This is a genomic window from Pseudoalteromonas fuliginea (assembly GCF_000690055.1).
In the GTDB taxonomy this organism is placed as follows: Bacteria; Pseudomonadota; Gammaproteobacteria; order Enterobacterales; family Alteromonadaceae; genus Pseudoalteromonas; species Pseudoalteromonas fuliginea.
In genome coordinates, this window is sequence record NZ_JJNZ01000008.1 from 58,718 (window position 1) to 76,645 (window position 17,928).

Sequence of the window (17,928 nt, forward strand, 5' to 3'; positions counted from 1 at the left end):
TATTTAACTCCTTTTTTCATATGAAAATATTCATGCATATGCATCAATTAGAAATCCTTCTGATTATCTAACAATGACTTAAGGTAGCTATAGCACAGCCAAAGGCTTGTAATCTTGTAATCTTGTAATCTTGTAATCACCCTATGATTAAAAATACTATCAAATAAATCTCAATAGTATTTCCAGAGGGCTGAATTTTAACATATCTCAGTTTTAGGTTTTCGCTCTCTAAATAGTCCAATTCATCAAAAAGAAATTTGCTTTTGATTACAAAATAGTTATGTTTCAAATTCTAAAATAACTTCGCACACGCCTTTTTCTACTCGTCTAAGTATTTCAGCATCAATCAATTTATTTATTCCGTCCGCGACAAACGCAGCTAATGAACTATCTGATAGATCATCACTAATACTTGGAGCACATTTTTTCACAAAAGCTATAACTTTTTTATTCTGAATCTTTAACAGCGTTTGCTGTTTATTTCTAAATACTAGGTAAAGTGTATGAACAACAACCGCCTGACAAATATAGCTATTAGCAGACTCAACAGCTTTTAAGACAATCGGACGCTTAAAATCTTTTTGGTTACTCATGGCTAAAAGTACTGCACTTAAAAATATACACATATCCTTTTTTTCTTCAGCGCTAATTACTCTTTTTTTATTCAACAAAGCCCCAATTTCTCTTACTTGGTTCACAATAAAATCTTTGTCGTCTTGATTAAATTCTTTAGCTTCACATGTGAAACAATTTAAGTGCCTTGGTGTTATTAGTCCACATTTATCACAGAAAGATAAACTAGCTTGCCCCTGATTTATCTGCGACCCCAATTTTATATTACTGATTCCTGTCATTTTAAGATATTCAGTACTAGTATTACTCCAGCTAATAATTCCCTTTTTAGGACAATTTATTTGTAAGTGTGATATGAGTAGCTCTTGAATAAGGGGATTTAAATCGCAGAAAAACAAGAACCCTTTCCATTCTTCACACCACTCCAGTTGAATGAAATCATCTACAATTAATCGCTTCTCAAAATTAAAATCCTGAATTTTATTTTTCATCAACCCTTTTTCAGCTATCGTATCTACTTTGTTAGGGTCAGCAGCAAAGATACGTTTCCCCAATTCGCTGTAACGTCCTTTCTTTATTAAGTTAGCGTCTAATAATACAATGCACCGACTAGTTGCTCTGGAATATGCGCAGAAAAACTCAGAGTCAGAAATATTTTCTGATGAATAGATTATTACGACTGGTTTTTCTAATCCTCTAAACCGGCCAATACTTTCTACATCTACACCAGCTGGAACAAGATCTGCTGGTATACTAAGGTAACCAGGTTTTAATACGCAAATATCTTCCTTCGCTATACCATCGCTTAATAGCCTAGCAACGACCTGTCTCAGCCTTTGTGTTTGATCATGCGTAACTAATCTATGCAACGTATCTTTTTCTGGCTCCCTTTTATTTATGACTGCATAACGTGGAGTACTAAAGAGTTTTAATTCTTCACAGACAGCTTTGGGCATTCGTAAGCTCTCAGTGAGTAGATATGGAGTAACGTCCAATAGTTCAGACAATAAACCTTCAGAGACTGAGCGTTCATACCCAAAAGCTTGAGCGTCATCACACATCACTATTATCTGTTTATCTTTAAATGAATTTTCGAATAATTTCCACGCTTCCTGACTTATAGCTTGGCCTTCATCAACCAATAAAGTATCAAATTCGTCTAATTTATTTTCTTTTACCACTTTAGACAAAGTCGATTCATCGTGAAATATAGCAGCTGGTTCATCACTATATTCAGAACAAAGCTTATTGAAACTTATAACTTTACAGTTAGACTCCCCTACCAGCTCTTTGGCAATTTTATCTGAAAGTAGCTTGTTGAACGTAACAACTAATGCTCGCTTTCCTTTCTTAACTATTTGTCGACATGCGTGAATAAGGACAATTGTTTTACCTGATCCTGGCCAGCCAGTAACCAAAGTTCTCTTACTCTCAACTGCTTGGTTAGCATAGCTACTTTGCTCCTCTGTGAGCTTAAGCCAAGTCCTATTATCATCCTTAATCCTAGCTATCCAACAAGCTCTTCCATGACCTTGAGGCAGTAAACATTGTATTACTTTATTAACACTATTAATGCCTAAAGCACCTATGCCAAGGAGGGCTTTATAAAAATCCATCAGAGACTCTACCCTTTCAGCTTCATAAGTTAGATCTTCTTTGTCTATTACTAAACGAATACGCTTACCCATGTGTATATCAACATATTCAGGGGGTAAATTTAATCCGAAATCAGTATTAGGGAAGTAATAAGCTTTTCCTAGTCGACTATATATATTTGCATCTTTTAATATCTTTTGAATAGCGAAAACACCACGATTCAACTGTTCAAAAGGATCAAAATGGCTTCCGCTCTCTCCTTGGCTATAATAAAAACCATTGCCATTACGTGAAAAGTTACCGCCTTTTACCTCGATGGCTAACATGCCTTTTTCTGGATGAATTACTAAGAAATCGACCTCACCTATTCCACTAGGATCATCGTATATTTCGACTAAAGCAGATGATAGCCAAGGAATTGAATGAATAACTGTGTATTCATCACTTAATCCTGTTTTTAATGATTGATATAGTTTAGGTTCTGCATAAAAACTATTATTGGATTTAGGCCCAAAATCAGGATACATTTTAGCCATCTATAATCTACCTTTTTACTGCCGTTAATACATTACGTACTACTTACGAATCTAAGTACTCTGGATTACTTCATATTGCAATTCAATTGCCCACATGAAAATAACTTATTAATCATATAACACTGAATTACCGCATAATTTACAATAAATAAAACATGCTTTGCTTCTAAACTGTGTCATATCCTCATTCCCACAGTGGCATTTCAATTTTTTACATATCTCATTTAGTTCAGCAATTAAACCTTCTTGAATAACTCTTGGCTGTATATATTTATCAGCTACTGATGCGTGAGCAGAGTTACCACTTAGTCTACTTTTCCTTTTTTCATCTAACCTTTTTCTATAATCATCATTCTCCAACTGGCGCTGTTTATATATCTGTTCGGCTTCGTCTTTTGCATCAATTTCTGATTGCTGAACATCAAAATAAGTAAGGCTGTTCTCGTTAAAGTGTAAGTCGTTCAAACTCACTAATTTAGATTGCTCTGAACTGACAACTTGTACCTGAAAGCCTAAATCATCGATTTCGTATTGTGTATAAAAACACTTAAAAAATAGCTTGTTTTGATCTCGGCTAGTAATTTTTGATTCAAGGTCAAATACGTAAAGGTTTTCATTAGAACTATAAAATATGTCTTTTCGGGTGAAGTTGTTTTTGTCTTGCAGAAATAACCAAAGAACAGTAGCGCCTTGCTCTTTAAAAAATCGGTTTCTTGCAACGATAACATCGAGTGGCACTTGGTCTAACACTAACTCAATAGCTATATCCATGTTATGTGTATTAGAGTAAAAACTTATATCTGGTCTTCGCCATGCTTTAGCTAGCCCCGTTTGAAATTGCTCTCGATAAGTTTGTTCTACTCGAATATTTTCATACTCAACTTCGCTTTTAAGCAAATTTGATATAGTCGTTTTATAGTCTTTATGTTTTTTGCTTTCTTTTACACCATTGTAACTAATAGCATGCAATTCACTATCGGTGAGAGTTGTTGTGCTTTTTACAGGGCAATCTTCTGAACCAATAGGATGTTTGAAATGATGTTTTTGTGATGGAGTTCCAGCAAGTATTAAAGACTGAAAACATGTAGCACATAATATACTACCAAGCCCTTCAGGTTCTCTTAGAAAGCGTCTAAGCTTAAATAGGCCTGCTTCATCTAAAAATAGAATTTCATTAGAGGTATAGCCTTTACCTTCGTCAGGTAAAAATACTTTAGAGACTGTAGACATAAATTTAGCTTTTAATTCCATTTAAATGATCATACTTAAGATAGCTAATTTAAAGATCAGAATATGGATAAGCAAGCTTTAATAACTTTATTTAAAAAATAATATATTTACGAAGAATGTTTGATTAAATTTATCTATAACACCCAAATGAGGAATTTGGGTGGCAGTCTTACCAGCCACATCTCGGCACACACGTCACAAACTGTGGCTGCTCCCTTCCGGGCCTGACCAGGTTCGCCTGCTAGTGTTGCGAGAGGACCAATAAGACTACCATTGAGGGCCTTGGTTGGCGCGGGGGGATTATCTCTACTTTTGCTCTGTTATTCAAGGGGTAATCTAAAAAGAAAGTGCGATTGCATACTTCATATACAATCGCGGTGCATTTAGCTGTTTTAATGCGTATTAATTGCTCTCTAACTGAGTTTTAATATTACGTAATGCTGCTTTTACTTTTTTCATGTTCTCAGGGCCCATGCGTAAAAGTTGTTTTTGTGCAGCTGGTAATTGCTCCCACTCTGAAAATGCATATTGATATGTTACTGAATTACGAAGTAATGGTAAGTCGCCCTCAGGTTCTGGCGTATCAAGTAACAAATCAATTGCATCGGTTAGGGTTTGATTAAACTCATCATCGCCGTAACCTATTTCAGTGTATGCACTATTAATAAGCGGTTTATATTCTTCGTACATACGCACTGCTTGAGCGGCACTCATACTGGTGAATACTTTTACATACGGTGTATAACGCTCATAGCTATTAGGATCAATCGTTAAAATATCTCCTTCTGTTACGCTAAAACTCTCTTCTGGCTTAATAACAGGTGTATGCTTTTTGGCGATTTTGCCTTGGGCAATGTTATCTATAAATACAACACCACGGCGAATCACATCGTCGGTTACCATTAAGCTCATCACTGAATCACTCAAGTACTCATCCATTTTAGCAACAACCACCGTGTCACTTTCGTCAAGCGTCACTAATGGTTCTACTTTTGGGGCCGGCTCAACAGCGCGTTGTGTTGGCACTTCAAGTTCTTTAGGTTCCTCTGGTTTTACTGCAGAAGGAGTATCAATAATAGGAGCAATTTCTGGTTTAAGCTCCATTATTGGCTGCTCTTTAACTGGCGGCTCTACCTCTGTGCGTGTTACTTTTTCATCACTTGGTTTAAGTAATACGAAGGCAGCCGCGCATGCTACGACTATTAAAATAATAACGGCAAAAAGAAGATTGTTATTAGGTGGACGTTTTTGAACATCTGACACTTCTGGTTTATCTGACATACGAACTCCATAAAAATTAAAATGCGATATCACTTAGAATACGCTAAGTGGATTAAATTCATTCTGACACACATACTATGACATTTAATAACACGGCAATAATAGCTCAAAGGTTAAGCGCTAAATTGCAAAGTTAAATAATGTAATGAGTATAAGGGCAGTTATCCTTTGATTCTTCTAGCTTAAAGACTTACAGTGAATAAATAAAGCAAAGACGTAGAACAGTTTAACCACCAATATGAAAATCAAGCAAGTTGATCCCAAAAAACCTAAAATAGCCTTGTTACTTACAGGTGGTGGCGCACGTGCTGCTTACCAAGTGGGCGTACTAAAAGCACTCGCTCATAGCATGCCGCGTACAGCTCCATTACCATTTAGGGTAATAAATGGCACCTCAGCTGGGGCAATTAATTCTGCAGCGTTAGCATGTTACGCCTCGTGTGCACATTTAGCTGTACGAAAGCTCGAATCTGTTTGGAAAAACTTTTCAACCTCTATGGTGTACAAAAGCGACTTTTTAAGTGTGTTTGGTCATATTGCGCGTAATATTTTAACAAGCTTTCAGTCAGAGCATATTAATCACCCGCCTGCGAGCTTGCTAAATAATCGCCCTCTTCGTAGTTTATTGAACGAAATTTTAGATTTACACCGCATTGAACGCAATTTACATCGTAATTATTTAGATGCGCTGTCTATTACGGCCTCAAGTTATACAACGGGTGACTCGGTTGCATTTTTTCAATCTAATACGCAAACATCTTGGCAACGAGCTAAACGCGAGGGTCGTGCTACGCGCATTAATGTTGAGCATTTAATGGCGTCGAGTGCCATTCCGATGGTATTTCCTAGCGTAAATATTTATAACCATTACTTTGGTGATGGCTCTATACATCAGCTTTCTCCGCTTAGTCCGTCGATTCATTTAGGCGCTGAAAAAATATTTATTATTGGGGTCGACCAACCCAAAGAATTACACCCACCGGGTTACTCGCCACATTATCCGGGTCTATCTGCTGTTGCAGGGCATTTACTCGACAGTGTATTTACCGACACTATGCAATCGGATTTAGAACGTTTGGACCGTATTAACCGAACCCTAGGGCTATTACCTGCACGCGATAAACATCAAGAGCTTAAACAAATTGATACGTTTGTAATTAACCCTTCGCAAAATTTTAATGCCATTGCAGCGCAGTATTACAACGATATGCCATGGGCTATTAAAGTATTGCTTCGTACCATAGGTGTAAAAAAGCATTCGCAATCGAGCTTAACCAGTTATCTATTGTTTGAAAAACGCTACACCCAGCATTTAATGCAAATTGGTTATGAAGACGGTATGAAAAAATTACCGGAGATACGCAAGTTTTTAGAACTAGATTAAGCCCAAACAGAAACGTTATTCTATTCCGTCGAGCAAGTAGTGCTCTACCCGCTCAACGCGCCTTGGTTTTCCTTGCAGTACTAATATATCGTTAGCCAGTAATAAGGTTTGATCCGATGGAGCGTCTATTTCGCGATCTTGCCTGCGTAACGCTTTTATAAACACTCTTCGTTTTGTTAAATTAAGCTCACTAATACTTTTATTTACAGCAAACGCTTTATCGGGCAAAGCTATAACATGCAGGTATTCTAATCTATCGCTATTATTTTCATCGCTATCAATGTGCTCACCGGAAAAAAAGCTTTGCAAAAATTTATAGCGATTACGGCGCTCTTTACTTACACGCCTAACAATTCGGCTCATGGGTACACCCGACATAGATAAAACATGCGACACTAACATTAAACTTGCTTCTAAAGTTTCGGGCACAACTTCGGTTACCCCCAATTCTTTTAACTTTTCGAGCTGACTGTCATCTCGCGTGCGTATAAGTATTTTAACGTCGGGCGCTATTTGCTTTATAGCGTCTATTACTATTTGTGTTTGCTCAAATTCAGTAAAGGTAATAATGACTAAGCGTGCACGCTCTACCCCTGCACATTTTAAAATGTCTTTTTGTTTAACGTGTCCAAATATTACGGGTTCTCCAGCGGCTTTACCTTCTTGAACGAGTATTGGGTTACTCTCAATAGCGACATATTCTATTGCCTCAGGCTTTAAAAACCGCGCAATGGTTTGCCCAACTCTTGAAAAGCCACAAATAACAACATGATTACTATAAAGCGCGCTACTTTTAGGTTCATTTTCCCATCCCATACTTGCGCGTTTTAATACGCCTAAACGTTTTAAAATAAGCGGTGTTTTATCAATTAAAAATGGTGTAAAGGCCATTGAAAGTACACCCAATGCAATTAAAAATGAGGTTTGATCACTCGTTAATAATTGCTGTTGTCCACTTAAGGCAATAAGTACAAAACCAAACTCTCCCATTTGCCAAAGCATAATTGCACAAGCCAATGCATCTTGTCTTCGCTCACCCATAAGCTGCGCGCTTATTGCAACAACGGTTATTTTTAAAATTAATAAGCCAAGTAACGCACCAATTATAAATAAGCCATTACTAAACACATATAATAAATCAAGCTGCATGCCGACAGTTACAAAAAAAAGGCCCATTAAAATATCGCGAAAGGGCCTTATATCAGCCTCTAGTTGGTGTCTGTAATGACTCTCGCCCAACATCATACCGGCTAAAAAAGCGCCAAGAGCCATCGATAGACCAAACATATATGTTAGCAACGCGGCAAATAACGCAACCAGTAATGTTGTAAGCACAAATAACTCATCAGTGCGTACTAGCGCTATTTCGTTAAATACTTTAGGCAGTATCCATTTGCCCATAGCCCATAACAATAGGCAAACAAATGCGCCTTTAGTTAATGCAAAAGCAAGCGCCCAACTAATGCTTTGTGAATCGCTAGATGCTAATAAAGGAAGGATAATAAGCAAGGGAACAACCGCTATATCTTGAAATAACAATACACCAACGGCTAGTTGTCCACGACGCTGGTTTAGCTCACCGGTTTCTTTTAATAACTTAACCACCACGGCAGTGGATGAAAGCGCCATAATGATACTAATAGCAAAGCTAGTTAATAAGCTGAAATTTAAGCAATATAAAACAACAATAAGTATCAGGCTGGTCACAACGACTTGTAGTGACCCAAGGCCAAACACAATATTGCGCATTGCCATTAAACGTGAAATAGAAAACTCTAACCCTAAGCTAAATAACAAAAATACAATACCAAGCTCTGCCACAAAGTCGATTTCGTGCGTGTGTGCCATCCAACCAATACCATGGCTGCCAGCTAAAACCCCTGTTGCTAGATACGCCAAAATAGGCGGCAATCCAATGCGCTTAAAAAACCATACAAAAAGTACTGCAACAACTAATAAGCCAAAAAATTGAACATTAATACTCTGCAAACTGAACCTCACGCTTAAATTAAACCAAGGGACTTACATTAAATATAGCAACCATCTGTTTTTCGGCCAGTTTTAAAATATGGCATAGAAATAGCTTAGTAATTGTAAAGCAACACCCTCGGGGGAGAATTTAATGGAAAACGTCCATATTTTGACACAACGTGTATCAGGTCGCGGTGATTTTTTGCCGTTCTCGGCAGAACACACACGTGTAGATGAACCAACTGAAACACACGAACTTGTTACTGAACTACAAACTAGTTTAGTTATTGAAGATGTTTTAGCTATGTATGCTAAGTTCGCAAAACAATTGCTAAACTTTTCGGGTATACAGTTTCAATCGACGCTTGGCACAGCGCAAACATCAGATAGTGATACAAACAATACACCCTATATTTTTGACTTAACAATAGCAGCAGAACACTTAGGGCAACTAATTTACTTTAGTAAATATCCTCTTAGTGCTGTAATTGAAAAAAAATTACGCGTTTTACATACCGCATTAATTTACCCACTTCGAAATGCGATGATGTATAGCCGAGTATTAAAACTTGCGACAAAAGATACCTTAACGGGATTAAATAACCGTAGTCAATTTAATGATATTTTGTCGCAAAAACTCGAAAATTGTCGCCGCTACCAACGTCCTTTTAGCTTAATGCTGCTCGACTTAGATAACTTTAAACAAGTTAACGATAACTTTGGTCATAAAGTGGGCGACGATACATTGAAAGAATTCGCTAAAGTTTTATGTAGCAGTATTCGTGGTACAGACTCAGTATTTAGGTTTGGCGGCGATGAGTTCTCAATTTTAATCGAAGACCCTGAGTTTACAACTAACAAAGTAGTTGCTGAACGGATCATGCGCCTTGTTAGAGAATCAAGTTTAATGTCGCAATATGGCGTAACAACCAGCATAGGTTTTACCTTAGCAAGCAGTCAAGATTGTGATAATGAGATATTTTCTCGCGCAGATAAAGGGCTGTATAAAGCAAAGGCCTCGGGCAGAAACTGTGCTAAAGCATATTAAAATTTAAAAATACATTTAAAATAGAAGAGTCTAACTTCCCCCGTTAGGCTTTTTTATTTTGCTGTATTGTCCTGTTTAAAACTCAGGACAACACACTAAAAAGCATGACTTAACGCTCTGACTTTATTGGTAAAAATTTATATATAACAAGTACTAAGCAAAAACCAAAAAAGAAACCACTCACTAAGTTAAGTAATGCAGCACTCTTTGCAATTGGCGTGAATAAAACTAAAATTAACGGTGTACTCACTCCTAAAACAAAAAACAGCCCACCTTTACCTAACCAATAAGCCAGTAATAATGCACCACATAATATTCCACCAGCAATAGCGTGACCCAAAGTAATTAGGTTAAGCGAAAACAAGGCATTAGCTAATACCGCAACGATAGCTGTAACTAACATCCCCAGTGGTGCTTTGTTTACTAGTGACAAGCCTACATGTGGTTGTTCTGTCATTATTTACACTCCCAAAAAATACCTGTTTCGTCAAGATGATTGGCACTCATAAAGTAGCCAACCACTTGAACCAATTCGTCATTATAAAAAATTAATGGCACATTAGCACGTAACCAAGGGGCTACTTTTGCATCTTTAAACCAATGTTTTAATGTATTACCACCTGGTTTTTTTTCCGGTTTGATCCGCGCATTGTTACAGTTAAAACGCACAGTAACTTGTTCATGCTTAAACGGCGGTCGAATACCCTTGCCATTTTTTTTTATTAGCAAACGGTCATCATTAAATTTAAGCTCATCACTTACAAGCATTTGATCTTGTAAGATTTGATATGGATTCACAAAATACAAATAGCCTTGATGGCGACGTACTTGCCCACCAGCCAAATCAATAAGCATTTGCGAATCGCTCTTAGCGCATATAGCTTGATTAATAATTTGCTCAAGTTGTTTTTGCGATGGCATAATTTGTGTAAATAATGCAAGCCACGCACGCACTATATTTGCAATGCGCGCAGTGCTGTATTCGCTTATTTTATTAATACACAATGCTTGATGCTGGTTAATACACTTATTTAAATCAAGCTGAGTATATTCATCAAGTAATGTTTGTTGTTGCTGCAGTAGCTCAATACTTCGCGCTGTACATTGCTCAAACCCATTAAAGCGTTCGGCTAATAATGGAATAACTTTGGAACGTAAAAAGTTTCGATCAAAGCGCTCATCTGTATTAGAGTCATCAGTGATATGCTTAATATTAAACTGCGCCGCAAAGGCTTCTATATCACTTCGCTTTACATTCAATAACGGCCTGAAACACACACGCCCACTTTGTAGAAAACGCGCTTGGTGCATAGCGCCAAGCCCTTTTAAACCTGAACCACGCTTTAAGCGCAGTAAAAACGTTTCTACTTGGTCATTTAAGTGTTGGCCCAGTAAAATAATGCTGCCTTGTGGGCTTAGTTCATCAAGTGCTTTATAACGGGCGTCGCGCGCTTGGGCTTCAAGGCTCGTGCGCGACTGCTGCTCAATTACCACTTTCGCAGCTTCAAAAGGCACATTGAGCTCAACACATACGTTTTTGCAAAAGCGTTGCCAGTCATCAGCATACTGGCTTAAACCATGGTGAACATAAATAGCCGATACATCAATTACAGGGTTATCTTCTTTTAACGCACGCATTAAATGCAGTAACACCACAGAATCAACGCCACCAGATAACGCAACTGTAAAAACAGTCTTGCCTTGCTCAATATAGCTATTTAGTGATTTTTTTAATTGTTGATAAATTGCTGATGTATACATGTGTCCGCACTTTAATATAAAAACTCTGAGTATTTTAAAGTAAAAAAGCCGCATAAGCGGCTTTTTTTAACATTTAATGTGCTTAGCAATAGCCAAACGACATTAAACGCTTGTAACGCTGATCAAGCATTTCTTCAAGCGTAAGTGCTTGTAGGTCAGCTAAATCTCGTTTTAGGCGTACTTTTAAGTTACGTGCCATAGCATCGTAATTACGGTGCGCACCACCTAGTGGCTCATCAACTAAGTTGCTGATTAAATCTAGTTCTTTAACGCGCTCGGCGGTTACACCCATTGCTTCTGCTGCAAGGGGTGCTTTGTCGGCGCTTTTCCAAAGAATAGACGCACAACCTTCAGGCGAAATTACAGAATAAGTACTGTACTGCAACATATTAACTCTGTCGCCAACACCAATCGCTAATGCACCGCCTGAACCACCTTCACCAATAACTGTACATATTGTCGGCACTTTAAGTGTCGCCATTACTTTTAAGTTACGTGCGATTGCTTCAGATTGGCCACGCTCTTCAGCGCCTACACCTGGGTATGCACCCGGCGTGTCGATAAAGGTCATGATTGGCATTTTAAAACGCTCAGCCATTTCCATTAAGCGTAATGCTTTACGGTAACCTTCTGGCTTTGGCATACCAAAGTTGCGTTTAATTTTTTCAGCAGTGTCGCGGCCTTTTTGTTGGCCAATAACCATTACTGGTTCGCCATCTAAACGCGCAACGCCTCCTAAAATAGCCGGATCGTTAGCAAAAGTTCGATCGCCAGCAAACTCGTCAAATTCCGTGAAAATACGCTCGATATAATCTCGAGTATAAGGACGCAACGGGTGACGTGCCAACTGTGATACTTGCCAAGCGCCAAGTTCAGAGAATATCTTCCCTTTTAACTGGTCGCTTTTCTCTTTTAATTTGCTGACTTCCTCTTCTAATCCAAGGTCTAATTCGCCAGCGCGGCTTACATTTTGTAATTCTTCAATTTTCGCTTCTAATTCTGCAATCGGAAGCTCAAAATCAAGATAATTGAGGCTCATGCTCTAAACTACCTAATTAGTTAAATTCCAGTTCTACATCTTGCGCCGCCATTAGCGATAACTTATGAATTAAGTCATCACTTGGCGTAACACACCATTCGATCCCAAGAGTTAATTGTGCCAACGCGTCTGGACGTTGGTAATAAACCTTGATCGGACACGTTCCCATTTTGTAGGGTTCGAGTACTTTTTGTAATTTATCGAAGAAACCAGCCTCGATTTGCACCATGTTCAGCGTCATTTTAATCGCTTTAATACGCTTTTCACGCGCCTGAGCAATGGTGTTTATTTCTCTGGCGGTCATTGTAATACCACCAGAGAAGTTATCAAAGCTGACCTGTCCAGATATTACCAAGATATTATTAACTTGGAGCATATCTTGGTACTTTTCAAACTCGTCTGAATACAAGCGTACATCAATGCGTGCACTCTTGTCATCTAAAGTTACTAAGGCCCAACGATTTCCTTTTTTATTAATTAACACCCTAGAAGCAATCACTAAACCAGCCGCTGTGGCAAACACATCGCGATTAGTAGGCTGTAAATCAACTATTTTCCCACTGGTGTAATGCTTAAGTTCACGGCGGTATTGATTTATCGGATGCCCTGTTAAATAAAGGCCTAGGGTCTCTTTTTCGCCCTCTAACCATTCGTTATCAGTGAGGCCTATGGCTTTAATAAAAGCTTGTTCAACTTCATCAGGCTCAGTGGCTAATAAACCAAACAAGTCACTTTGCCCTAATAGCTCAGCTTTGTTGTGTTGGTCGGCCGCACGCATTGCACTTTTTAAACTAGCCAATAACGTGGCACGTCCAGGTTGCGTTTTTTCAGGCCCAAGCTTATCAAGTGCGCCTGAGTAAATTAATTTTTCGGTCACACGCTTATTTAAGCGTTTTAAGTCAACGCGGGCACAAAAATCAAATAAATCTTTAAATGGGCCGCCTTTTGCACGCGCTTCTAGGATTGCATCAACCGGTGCTTCACCCACGCCTTTTATTGCGCCAATGCCGTAAACAATTTCACCTTCAAGGTTTACTGTAAACTTAAACTCACCTGCATTTACGTCTGGCGGTAATAAGGTGAGTTTCATGTTTTCACATTCATCCACCAAAATAACGATTTTGTCGGTGTTATCCATATCGGCCGACATTACAGCAGCCATAAACTCTGCCGGATGATGGGTTTTCATCCACAATGTTTGATACGAAACCAGTGCGTAAGCTGCCGAGTGAGATTTATTAAATCCGTAACCTGCGAACTTTTCTACCAAGTCGAAGATTTTTATCGCGAGCTCGCCGTCGATACCGTTATTTCTTGCGCCATCTTCAAATGTTGAACGCTGCTTTGCCATTTCTTCGGGTTTTTTCTTACCCATTGCACGGCGAAGCATATCGGCGCCGCCTAGCGTGTAACCTGCTAGTACTTGCGCAATTTGCATTACTTGTTCTTGATACAAAATAATGCCGTACGTTGGATCAAGTATTGGTTTTAAGCTTTCGTGCTGATATTGCGCATCAGGGTATGAGATTTCTTCTCGGCCCAGCTTTCGGTCGATAAAGTTATCTACCATGCCTGATTGCAGCGGACCTGGGCGGAACAAGGCCACAAGTGCAATCATATCTTCAAAGCAGTCGGGCTTAAGTCGGCGTACTAAGTCTTTCATACCGCGCGATTCTAGCTGGAATACAGCAGTCGTTTCAGCGCGAAGTAGTAGCTCAATACTTTTTTTATCATCCAGTGGAATAGTGTTTATATCGACAGGGTCTTTACCTTGGCGCTCCATGCGCACGTTGGTCATATCGACCGCCCACTGCAAAATAGTCAGTGTACGTAAACCCAAGAAATCGAACTTAACTAAGCCTGCAGTTTCTACATCATTTTTATCAAACTGTGTGACCGGAAACTTACCTTCGTCATCGCAATAAAGCGCGGCGAAATCGGTAATCGTGGTTGGCGATATTACTACGCCACCAGCGTGCTTACCGGCGTTACGTGTACACCCTTCTAGGATGCGACACATGTCGATTAAATCTTTTACTTCGTTATCGCCATCGTAGGCTTCTTGCAAGCGCGGTTCTATATCAAACGCTTTAGCAAGTGTCATCCCAGGGTCCCCTGGAATCATTTTTGAGATACGATCAACGAATCCATAAGGATGCCCAAGCACTCGCCCTACATCGCGTATTACCGCCTTTGCAGCCATAGTACCAAAGGTAATAATTTGCGATACCGCATCTCGACCATACAAAGCCGACACGTGATCAATTACTTCGTCTCGTCTATCCATACAAAAGTCGACGTCGAAATCGGGCATTGATACACGTTCAGGATTCAAAAATCGCTCAAAAAGCAAGTCGAATTCAAGTGGATCCAAATCGGTAATTTTAAGCGCGTACGCAACTAACGAACCCGCACCTGAACCACGACCAGGTCCAACCGGAATATTGTTATCTTTACTCCACTGGATAAACTCCATTACGATTAAGAAGTAACCTGGGAATCCCATTTGGTTAATTACGCCAAGCTCTATATCAAGTCGTTCATCGTATTCAACGCGTTTTACTTTTCGCTCTTCTTCATCGGGGAATAAAAACTGTAGACGTTCTTCAAGGCCGTCTTCTGACACTTTAACTAAAAACTCATCAATCTTAAGTGAGCCAGTTGGGTAATCAGGTAAAAAGTATGTCCCTAATTGCACAGTTACATTACAACGTTTAGCGATTTCTACGGTGTTTTGTAGCGCTTCTGGAATGTCGCTAAACAGCTCAGCCATTTGCTCTGGTGTTTTTAGGTATTGTTCTTCAGAGAACCGTTTAGGCCTGCGTTTATCATCAAGTGTGTAACCGTCAAAAATAGCAACACGAATTTCGTGCGCTTCAAAGTTTTCAGGTTTTAAAAATACCACTTCGTTGGTGGCTACAACAGGTAACTGCTCTTTAGCTGCAAGCTCTACCGCCATGTGTAAGTAATCTTCTTCAAGCGGGCGATTGGTGCGAACAAGCTCAAGGTAGTAGTTATCGCTAAAATGCTGCTTATAAAAACTAACAACCGATTCAATTACACTCGGATTATTTTTTAATAACGCCTTACCTAAATCACCGTCTTTAGCACCTGAGAGAATAATTAAGCCTGCTTTTAGCTCAACTAACCATTCGCGGTCAATCACAGGGCGATGAAATACATGCCCACGTTGATACGCTTTAGATATTAATAAGGTAATGTTTTTATAGCCGTCGTTGTCTTTGGCTAATATGGTTAAACGGCTTGGCTCATCAGGAAATTCTGGGCTACGAACCCAAAAATCAGCACCCACTATAGGTTTAATACCGGCATTATGTGTTGCGCCATAAAAGCGCACTAAACCACAAAAGTTCATTTGGTCGGTAATCGCAATCGCGGGCATTTGCAGCTCTTGCGCTTTTGCGACTATTGGCTTTGTTTTAGCAAGGCCGTCAACCATCGAAAAATCTGAATGAACTCTTAAATGAACAAAATCAGGAGCAGCCATGCTTAGCCCTCACCATTGGCTTGCGCCAATACACGCTGCTGCACAGGTTTAAAGCTTTTACGATGCTCGTCAATCGCGCCGTACTGCTCAAGCGCTGCAAAATGCGCTTTAGTTGGATACCCCTTATGCCCTGCAAAACCATATTCAGGGTGGCGTTTATCAAGCTCAAGCATTTCGTCATCGCGCGCTACTTTAGCTAAAATAGACGCGGCTGAAATTTCTGCCACTAGGCTATCGCCTTTAACAACAGCTTGCGCTGGCATAGTGAGTTTTGGCAAGCGATTACCATCTATAAATACAAATTCAGGTTGCGTACTTAATGCCTCCACTGCGCGAGTCATGGCAAGCATAGTCGCGTGTAAAATATTTAATTCATCAATTTCTGTTGGACTGCAGCGACCATACGCGTAACACAATGCTTTTTCTTTAATTTCAATTGCCAGTGCTTGGCGTTTTTTATCCGTTAATTTTTTAGAATCCGCTAAGCCAGCAATAGGTTTAGTGGGATCTAAAATAACGGCGGCAGTAACTACATCACCAACAAGCGGGCCGCGCCCAACTTCATCTACACCGGCAATTAGGGTTACATTTGGTCTATCAATTTGCATTTATTAACTCCGCCACAGCGTTGCCTGCTTGTTCACTGGCATTTAATCTAATTTTTTCGTGAATGGCTAAAAAGCGTGCTTTTAGCGCTTTGTTATCTGTGTTGAGCATAGGAGTAAGCGCATTTGTTAAGTTAGTTACGTTACACTCACTTTGCAAAAACTCAGGCACTAGCTCTTCGTCGGCTAATAAATTAGGCAGCGAAAAGTACTTAATATTAAACGTAAATAGAGTTTTAAAAATCCAATAGCTCAAAGGCTTTATTTTATAACCCACTACCATTGGCTTTTTATAAAGCATGCCTTCAAGTGTTGCAGTGCCCGACGCTAATAAAATGGCATCAGCAGCTTGCATCGCTAATTTTGATTGCCCATCAAGCAGATTAACATTAAGGTCAGGCGCGGTGGCGTTTAATATTTCAGTAAACTGCGCTTTGCGCTTTTCGTTTACCAGTGGCACCACAATTTTAAGATTTGGGTTTTGCGCTTGCAGCTTTTCAGCTGTTTTAATGTAAGTTTCACTTAGTAAACCAACCTCAGAGCCTCGACTACCAGGTAGCAATGCCAGTACTTTGTCATCAAGGCTTAAGCCGAGTTCTTCACGCGCTTTGCTGTCGTCGTGTTCAAGTGCTATATCGTCTGCCAAGGTATGACCCACAAACGTACACGGTACTTGATGCTTATCATAAAATTCTTTCTCAAAAGGCAACAATGCAAGGACTAAGTTAGTCGCTGCACTTATTGTATGAATGCGCTTTTCGCGCCATGCCCAAACAGATGGACTTACGTATTGCACCGTTTTAATACCCGCATCTTTGAGCGGCTTTTCTACTCGTAAGTTAAAGTCGGGTGCATCAATACCTATAAATACATCAGGTGGGTTATCTACAAAATGCTGCACGAGTTGTTTACGTATTTTGAGCAAACGCGGTAAACGCCCTAACACTTCAACAAGCCCCATTACCGAAAGCTCATCCATGTCGTAAAGTGTTTTACAACCCTGCGCTTGCATTTTAGGCCCCGCTATCCCTTCAAAAATAGCGTCCGGAAAGTGTTTTTGAAGGGCTTTAATTAAGCCTTCACCTAAAATATCGCCCGACAGTTCACCTGCCACAATACCAATTCGTAGTTGTTTTTTATCTTTATTCATTTGATTTTATTTCACAAGTAAACCAGGCGTTCATGCTTGTTAGTTTACCGTGTTTTACTGTTTGATTAAACGCTTTAAATAACTGGTTTTTTATCACCTAAGTTAAGCCTTTATGTTGTTTGTTTTTAATACTGATGTAGCATAGGAAATATATTAAGTTTTACTAATATACATATTGACAAAAATTGCACAAACGTAAATAATATTACAAACTTTCAGTAATTACTGAAAGTTCATTAAACATTA

12 protein-coding genes and 1 other RNA gene are annotated in these 17,928 nt (G+C 39.3%); 2 read left to right on the plus strand and 11 right to left on the minus strand.

Going from position 1 to position 17,928, the window contains the following annotated elements; genetic code table 11:
• Positions 1 to 278 precede the first annotated feature (278 nt).
• From DC53_RS17585 to DC53_RS17575, 4 genes are all read right to left on the minus strand, one after another.
• On the minus strand, positions 279 to 2,705 hold the full coding sequence (locus DC53_RS17585) for a nuclease-related domain-containing DEAD/DEAH box helicase (RefSeq protein ID WP_033028540.1): 2,427 nt from the start codon (positions 2,703 to 2,705) through the stop codon (positions 279 to 281).
• Between the two features lie 108 nt (positions 2,706 to 2,813).
• The gene (locus tag DC53_RS17580) at positions 2,814 to 3,956 is read right to left on the minus strand and encodes a competence protein CoiA family protein (protein WP_033028542.1); all 1,143 of its coding nucleotides are present in this window, start codon (positions 3,954 to 3,956) and stop codon (positions 2,814 to 2,816) included.
• A gap of 146 nt (positions 3,957 to 4,102) precedes the next feature.
• An RNA gene (gene ffs, locus DC53_RS21475) (signal recognition particle sRNA small type) lies at positions 4,103 to 4,199 on the minus strand.
• Positions 4,200 to 4,337: 138 nt separating this feature from the next.
• Positions 4,338 to 5,216 (minus strand): DUF3014 domain-containing protein, encoded by an 879-nt coding sequence (locus DC53_RS17575; RefSeq protein ID WP_033028543.1) that lies wholly within the window; start codon positions 5,214 to 5,216, stop codon positions 4,338 to 4,340.
• 238 nt (positions 5,217 to 5,454) lie between these two features.
• On the opposite strand from DC53_RS17575, the gene DC53_RS17570 reads away from it, so the two are divergent.
• Positions 5,455 to 6,600, plus strand: a complete 1,146-nt coding sequence (locus DC53_RS17570) for a patatin-like phospholipase family protein (protein ID WP_033028544.1) — start codon at positions 5,455 to 5,457, stop codon at positions 6,598 to 6,600.
• A gap of 15 nt (positions 6,601 to 6,615) precedes the next feature.
• Here the strand turns inward: DC53_RS17570 and DC53_RS17565 are convergent, their stop codons facing one another.
• The gene (locus DC53_RS17565; RefSeq protein ID WP_033028545.1) at positions 6,616 to 8,589 is read right to left on the minus strand and encodes a monovalent cation:proton antiporter family protein; all 1,974 of its coding nucleotides are present in this window, start codon (positions 8,587 to 8,589) and stop codon (positions 6,616 to 6,618) included.
• A gap of 133 nt (positions 8,590 to 8,722) precedes the next feature.
• On the opposite strand from DC53_RS17565, the gene DC53_RS17560 reads away from it, so the two are divergent.
• On the plus strand, positions 8,723 to 9,619 hold the full coding sequence (locus tag DC53_RS17560) for a GGDEF domain-containing protein (RefSeq protein WP_033028546.1): 897 nt from the start codon (positions 8,723 to 8,725) through the stop codon (positions 9,617 to 9,619).
• A 109-nt stretch (positions 9,620 to 9,728) separates the two neighbouring features.
• On the opposite strand, the gene DC53_RS17555 is transcribed toward DC53_RS17560, so the two are convergent.
• The 6 genes from DC53_RS17555 to lpxB all read right to left on the minus strand — a co-directional run bounded on the left by DC53_RS17555 (position 9,729) and on the right by lpxB (position 17,682).
• Positions 9,729 to 10,076, minus strand: coding sequence for a hypothetical protein (locus tag DC53_RS17555; RefSeq protein WP_007376793.1), 348 nt, complete (start codon positions 10,074 to 10,076; stop codon positions 9,729 to 9,731).
• Positions 10,076 to 11,380, minus strand: a complete 1,305-nt coding sequence (gene tilS / locus DC53_RS17550; protein WP_033028547.1) for a tRNA lysidine(34) synthetase TilS — start codon at positions 11,378 to 11,380, stop codon at positions 10,076 to 10,078. The genes DC53_RS17555 and tilS overlap by 1 nt, the downstream gene beginning before the upstream one ends.
• Before the next feature lie 82 nt (positions 11,381 to 11,462).
• Positions 11,463 to 12,419 carry an acetyl-CoA carboxylase carboxyl transferase subunit alpha gene (gene accA, locus DC53_RS17545; protein ID WP_033028548.1) on the minus strand — a complete coding sequence of 319 codons (957 nt, stop codon included), beginning with the start codon at positions 12,417 to 12,419 and terminating at the stop codon, positions 11,463 to 11,465.
• A gap of 16 nt (positions 12,420 to 12,435) precedes the next feature.
• Positions 12,436 to 15,927: a DNA polymerase III subunit alpha gene (dnaE, locus tag DC53_RS17540; protein WP_033028549.1), complete on the minus strand. Its 3,492-nt coding sequence runs from the start codon at positions 15,925 to 15,927 to the stop codon at positions 12,436 to 12,438.
• A gap of 2 nt (positions 15,928 to 15,929) precedes the next feature.
• Positions 15,930 to 16,535, minus strand: coding sequence for a ribonuclease HII (gene rnhB / locus DC53_RS17535; protein ID WP_033028550.1), 606 nt, complete (start codon positions 16,533 to 16,535; stop codon positions 15,930 to 15,932).
• On the minus strand, positions 16,525 to 17,682 hold the full coding sequence (gene lpxB / locus DC53_RS17530) for a lipid-A-disaccharide synthase (RefSeq protein WP_033028551.1): 1,158 nt from the start codon (positions 17,680 to 17,682) through the stop codon (positions 16,525 to 16,527). Before lpxB ends, rnhB begins: the two co-directional genes overlap by 11 nt.
• Positions 17,683 to 17,928: the final 246 nt, after the last annotated feature.

What these genes read in the sequence shown, in the direction of transcription:
- DC53_RS17585 (WP_033028540.1), bottom strand. Translation starts at nt 2,705, where the DNA reads ATGGCTAAAATGTATCCTGATTTTGGGCCTAAATCCAATAATAGTTTT.
- DC53_RS17580 (WP_033028542.1), bottom strand. Translation starts at nt 3,956, where the DNA reads ATGGAATTAAAAGCTAAATTTATGTCTACAGTCTCTAAAGTATTTTTA.
- DC53_RS17575 (WP_033028543.1), bottom strand. Translation starts at nt 5,216, where the DNA reads ATGTCAGATAAACCAGAAGTGTCAGATGTTCAAAAACGTCCACCTAAT.
- DC53_RS17570 (WP_033028544.1), top strand. Translation starts at nt 5,455, where the DNA reads ATGAAAATCAAGCAAGTTGATCCCAAAAAACCTAAAATAGCCTTGTTA.
- DC53_RS17560 (WP_033028546.1), top strand. Translation starts at nt 8,723, where the DNA reads ATGGAAAACGTCCATATTTTGACACAACGTGTATCAGGTCGCGGTGAT.
- DC53_RS17555 (WP_007376793.1), bottom strand. Translation starts at nt 10,076, where the DNA reads ATGACAGAACAACCACATGTAGGCTTGTCACTAGTAAACAAAGCACCA.
- tilS (WP_033028547.1), bottom strand. Translation starts at nt 11,380, where the DNA reads ATGTATACATCAGCAATTTATCAACAATTAAAAAAATCACTAAATAGC.
- accA (WP_033028548.1), bottom strand. Translation starts at nt 12,419, where the DNA reads ATGAGCCTCAATTATCTTGATTTTGAGCTTCCGATTGCAGAATTAGAA.
- dnaE (WP_033028549.1), bottom strand. Translation starts at nt 15,927, where the DNA reads ATGGCTGCTCCTGATTTTGTTCATTTAAGAGTTCATTCAGATTTTTCG.
- rnhB (WP_033028550.1), bottom strand. Translation starts at nt 16,535, where the DNA reads ATGCAAATTGATAGACCAAATGTAACCCTAATTGCCGGTGTAGATGAA.
- lpxB (WP_033028551.1), bottom strand. Translation starts at nt 17,682, where the DNA reads ATGAATAAAGATAAAAAACAACTACGAATTGGTATTGTGGCAGGTGAA.